Source organism: Azospirillum sp. B506 (assembly GCF_000333595.1).
Taxonomy (GTDB): Bacteria; Pseudomonadota; Alphaproteobacteria; order Azospirillales; family Azospirillaceae; genus Azospirillum.
On sequence record NZ_BADK01000744.1, the window covers coordinates 1 to 4,326 of the forward strand.

Annotated in this window: 4 protein-coding genes; 3 read left to right on the forward strand and 1 reads right to left on the reverse strand. The window is 70.1% G+C overall.

Translation table 11 applies throughout. From position 1 onward, the window contains the following. Positions 1 to 67: 67 nt before the first annotated feature. From I71_RS23035 to I71_RS23045, 3 genes are all read left to right on the forward strand, one after another. Complete coding sequence (locus tag I71_RS23035) at positions 68 to 1,360, forward strand: paraquat-inducible protein A (protein ID WP_042698861.1); 1,293 nt, start codon at positions 68 to 70, stop codon at positions 1,358 to 1,360. Next, the gene (locus I71_RS23040; RefSeq protein ID WP_042698864.1) at positions 1,353 to 3,053 is read left to right on the forward strand and encodes an intermembrane transport protein PqiB; all 1,701 of its coding nucleotides are present in this window, start codon (positions 1,353 to 1,355) and stop codon (positions 3,051 to 3,053) included. Before I71_RS23035 ends, I71_RS23040 begins: the two co-directional genes overlap by 8 nt. Before the next feature lie 104 nt (positions 3,054 to 3,157). Then, positions 3,158 to 3,733 (forward strand): membrane integrity-associated transporter subunit PqiC, encoded by a 576-nt coding sequence (locus tag I71_RS23045; RefSeq protein WP_042698867.1) that lies wholly within the window; start codon positions 3,158 to 3,160, stop codon positions 3,731 to 3,733. An 11-nt stretch (positions 3,734 to 3,744) separates the two neighbouring features. Here the strand turns inward: I71_RS23045 and I71_RS23050 are convergent. Beyond that, positions 3,745 to 4,326 (reverse strand): hypothetical protein (locus I71_RS23050; RefSeq protein WP_307189022.1); only part of this gene is annotated, 582 nt, incomplete at its 5' end.

A 4,326-nucleotide genomic window follows, 5' to 3' on the forward strand; every position in this document is an offset into this window, starting at 1 on the left:
CCGACCGAAAAAGCCAATTGAAGGGCGGAATTTGCGATAAAATCGGCTTGGGTGCGCGCGTGTCGACATGGCAGGGCAGGGTGGGTTGAACCAGCATCGGGTAACGGTACGGGACGATCTGGTCGGCTGCCCCGATTGCGGACGCCTTCATCGCGTCCGTGAACTGCCCCGTGGCGGCCGGGCCGTCTGCACGCGCTGCGGCGCTCTGCTGTACCGGCATGTGGCCGGTGGACCGAGCCATGCATTGCCGATGGCGCTGACCGCGCTGCTGCTGCTGGGCCTGATCGCCGTCAATCCGCTGATGGCGGTGCATATCCAGGGCAACGACCGCGCCGGTCTGGTCACCACCGGGATCGAGGCGCTGGCCGACCAGGGCATGTGGCCGCTGTCGCTTCTGGTCGGGCTGCTGGTGCTGGGGGCGCCGCTGGCCCGCGTGGCGGGGGTGATCGCCGTGATGCTTCGCCTGCGCGGCGGACGCCCGCCGCAATCGCTGCGGGCCACCGCGCGGCTGTTCGCCCTGACCGAGTCGCTGCGCCCCTGGGCGATGCTGGATGTCTTCCTGCTCGGCCTGTTGGTCGGCTATTCCAAACTGCATGGGTTCGCCAATGCCGAGCTGCTGACCGGCGGGCTGGCGCTCGGCGGCTATGTGCTGGCGATCTCGGCCATGGATCAGGGGCTCGACCGCCGGGCGCTATGGTCGGCCATCGACCAGAGTCCTGTCGGCCAGGGTCCTGCCGAGCCTGCGCTGCCGCCCCGGCACTGGGTCGCCTGTTCTGTCTGCCAGCGGGTCCATGGTCACGACCATGGCCCGGCGCCGCAGCGTTGCACCCGCTGCGGCAGCCGCCTGCATGCGCGGGAACCCGACAGCCTGGGGCGGACCACGGCGCTGGTGACGACCAGCGCGATCCTGTATGTGCCGGCCAACCTGCTGCCGGTGATGACCGTCGTCAATTTCGGCCAGGGCGACCCCAGCACGATCCTGGGCGGGGTCGGCGAACTGGCCGGATCCGGCATGTGGCCGCTGGCCCTGCTGGTCTTCGTCGCCAGCATCGCGGTGCCCTTGTTGAAGCTCGGTGGGTTGGCCTGGTTCGTCATCGCGGCATGGCGCGGCTCGTCCGCAAGGCTGCAAGGACGGACCAGGCTCTACCGCTTCATCGATGCCATCGGGCGCTGGTCCAATGTGGACGTATTCATGATCGCCATCCTCACGGCACTGGTGCAGTTCGGTGCCGTCGCCTCCGTCCGCGCCGATGCCGGCGCCATCGCTTTCGCCGCCGTGGTCATCCTGACCATGCTGGCAAGCCACATCTTCGATCCGCGCGTGATGTGGGATCGGGCGGACGGGGTGCGGCATGACTGACGCCGGCCAGCAATCCGCTCCCGCCGTTCCGCCGCCTCCCCCGCCTTCGCCGTTGCATCCGCCCGAGGTTGCGGTCTCGACGCGCCGTCGGCTGTCCCTGCTGTGGCTGCTGCCGCTGGTGGCGGCGCTGATCGCCGGCTGGCTCGGCTGGCGCTGGCTGGAGGAGCGGGGACCGCAGATCGTCATCACCTTCCAGTCCGGCGACGGTCTGGAGGCCGGGCGGACCCGCATCAAGCACAAGAATGTCGAACTCGGCGTGATCGAGTCGGTCCGGCTGTCCGACGACCTGTCCCAGGTGATCGCGACCGCCCGCATGGACCGCACCGCCACCCGTCATCTGAAGGACGGCACCCGCTTCTGGATGGTGGCGCCACGCCTCAGCCTGGGCGGGGTGTCGGGACTCAGCACGGTGGTCTCCGGCACCTATGTGGAGATGGAACCCGGCGGTGGCGACGACCGGCGGGAGTTCGACGCGCTGGACGAGCCGCCGGTGGTTCGCGCCGACGTGCCGGGCCGCAGCTTCAACCTGAAGACTGAGCAGCTCGGGTCGCTGGCCCAGGGTTCTCCCGTTTATTTCCGCGGCGTCCAGGTGGGTGAGGTGATGGGCTACAACCTGTCGCCGCAGGACCGGACGGTCGCGGTGTCGATCTTCATCCGCGCGCCCTATGAGGGGCTGGTGCATGAGGGAAGCCGCTTCTGGCGGTCGTCGGGCATTCAGTTCACCGCCGGTGCCGACGGCATCAAGTTCCAGACCGAGTCCCTGAAGACGCTGGCGCTGGGCGGCGTGGTGCTGGAGACTCCGCCGGACCCGGAGGCCGGTGGCCAGGCGCTCGACTGGGCAAGCTTCACGCTTTACGAGGATCAGGCGGCGGCCGCCGCGGCGCGCGACCGGTTGCGCGTACGCTACCGGCTGGAATTCCCTGGATCGGTGCAAGGGCTGCAGGCCGGGGCGCCGGTGCTGATGCGCGGCCTGACCGTCGGCCATGTCGCCGCGGTGCGGCTGGTGTTCGACGAGGCCAGGCAGGAACTGCACATCCCCGTCGACGTCGACATCGAACCGGATCTGGTGGCGCGCACCTATGCCGTGATCGACGGCAAGCCGATGGACGAGGCGGCGGTGCGCAAGCTGATCGCCACCCAGGTGGGCAAGGGGCTGCGGGGGCGGCTTGCGTCCGGCAACCTGCTGACCGGGCAGAAGCTGGTGTCGTTCGACTTCGAACCCGAACCCCCGCCGCCCGCGCCGGGAACCGAGCGGTCGGAGCTGCCGACCGTCGCCTCCAGCGACATGGAGTCCCTCACCCGGTCGGCCGGTGCGGTGATGGACAAGGTCGCGGCGCTGCCGCTCGACGGGCTGGTCGCCGATCTGCGCGGGACCTTGCAGTCGGTCAGCGGGCTTGCCGGATCGCCGGACCTCGCGCGGTCGTTGGCGGCCCTCGCCAAGGCGCTGGGCAGCGCCGACATGTTGATGCGCGATGCCGACCGGCAACTGCCGGAGCTGGTGAAGAGTCTGCGTGGCGTGGCGAGCGCGGCGGAGGGCACGCTGAAGAATGCCAGCGGGCTGTTGGGCGGCGGCGGCGGTCAGGCCGATCTGGCCGGTGTGATGCGGCAGCTGAACGATGCCGCCCGGTCCTTCCGCGTGCTGGCCGACTATCTCGAACGCCACCCGGAAGCGCTGCTGCGGGGCAAGAATTGATGGAACGGAGAGGGCAGGGGATGACTTCGGTGCGCGGATTGCGGCCTGGACTGGGGCTCCTACTGCGGCTCCTACTGCGGCTCCTACTGCAGCCCGGAATAAGGATGGTCGCGCTGGCGGCGCCGCTTCTCGTGCTGGCGGCCTGCCAGTCGACGCCGGACAGCCGGCTCTACACGCTGGCGGTGGTTCCGCCCGCCGGGACGGCGCAGCCCGTGCGTTCCGCGCCCCAGACGCTGGCCCTGGGTTCGCTCGACCTGCCGATGCTGATCGACCGGCCGCAGATCGTCCGCCGCATCGACGGCAACCGGGTCGAGGCCCTGGAGTTCGACCGTTGGGCCGAGCCATTGGCCGACGGCCTGCGCTCCACCCTGGCCGGCGATCTCACGGCGCGCCTGCCCGGCACGACTGTTCTGCCGGTGGCCGGCAGTTCGGTGGGGGACGGCACGGCGGTACTGGCTGTCACAGTGCTGCGGTTCGAGGCCGAGGCGACGGGCCGTGTGGTGTTGGATGCGCAATGGACCCTCTCCGCCAGCAGCGGCTCCGGCGGGCGCAAGAGCGGCCCGACGCGGGAAACGGTGGAGGTGTTCGCCAGCGGCGCGGACCCCGAGACCCAGGTCCGTACGATGAGCCGGGCGGTCGGCGTGCTGGCGGACCGCATCGCCATTGGGGTGCGGCGTTGAACTGCGGCGTTTCAGTGCAGCAGGGTGGCGCCGCGGTCGACGGTGGGGCTTGGTCGGTCTGCATGCCGGTCTGCTCGGGCGGAGGCTGCTCCATCCTCTCTGTCGAAAATGGCCCGGCTGGGCATCCCTGAACCTTCCGCCGGATCCGGAAGATGCAGCCCGGCGCGGGTGAGGGCGGCGGACAGGATGCAGAGCGGGGCCATTGCCATCCGCACGCCGGCCAGCGGCAGCCAATCATTCATCAGCAAACCGGCCTCGCCATGCTGGCCCTGCTGTGCCAGCCGCAGCATGTCGAGCAGCCGAGCCTCGTCGGTGCCCAGCGACGGGCAGGGCGGCCGATGCAGGTCGAGCGGACGGGTGGTGGCGGCCAGCACGATGCGCATCAGCGTGTCGAACGCCACTGCCGCGTCGTTCGACAGGCCGGCGGCGGTCATGCCGTCCTGCCAATGCGGATGCCGCCGCTCCGGTTCGCGCAGCGGCTCGGCCCACAGCCGCAGCGCCAAGACGACCAGCGCCTCGGCTCCGCGCAAATCCTGGAAGCGCTCGCGGGCGGGCCAGATGCGGCAATGGGACTGCATGCTGGACATGACGGA

Bases quoted from the DNA above. Each gene is read 5' to 3' on its own strand.
- I71_RS23040 (WP_042698864.1), top strand. From the start codon at position 1,353: ATGACTGACGCCGGCCAGCAATCCGCTCCCGCCGTTCCGCCGCCTCCC.
- I71_RS23035 (WP_042698861.1), top strand. From the start codon at position 68: ATGGCAGGGCAGGGTGGGTTGAACCAGCATCGGGTAACGGTACGGGAC.
- I71_RS23045 (WP_042698867.1), top strand. From the start codon at position 3,158: ATGGTCGCGCTGGCGGCGCCGCTTCTCGTGCTGGCGGCCTGCCAGTCG.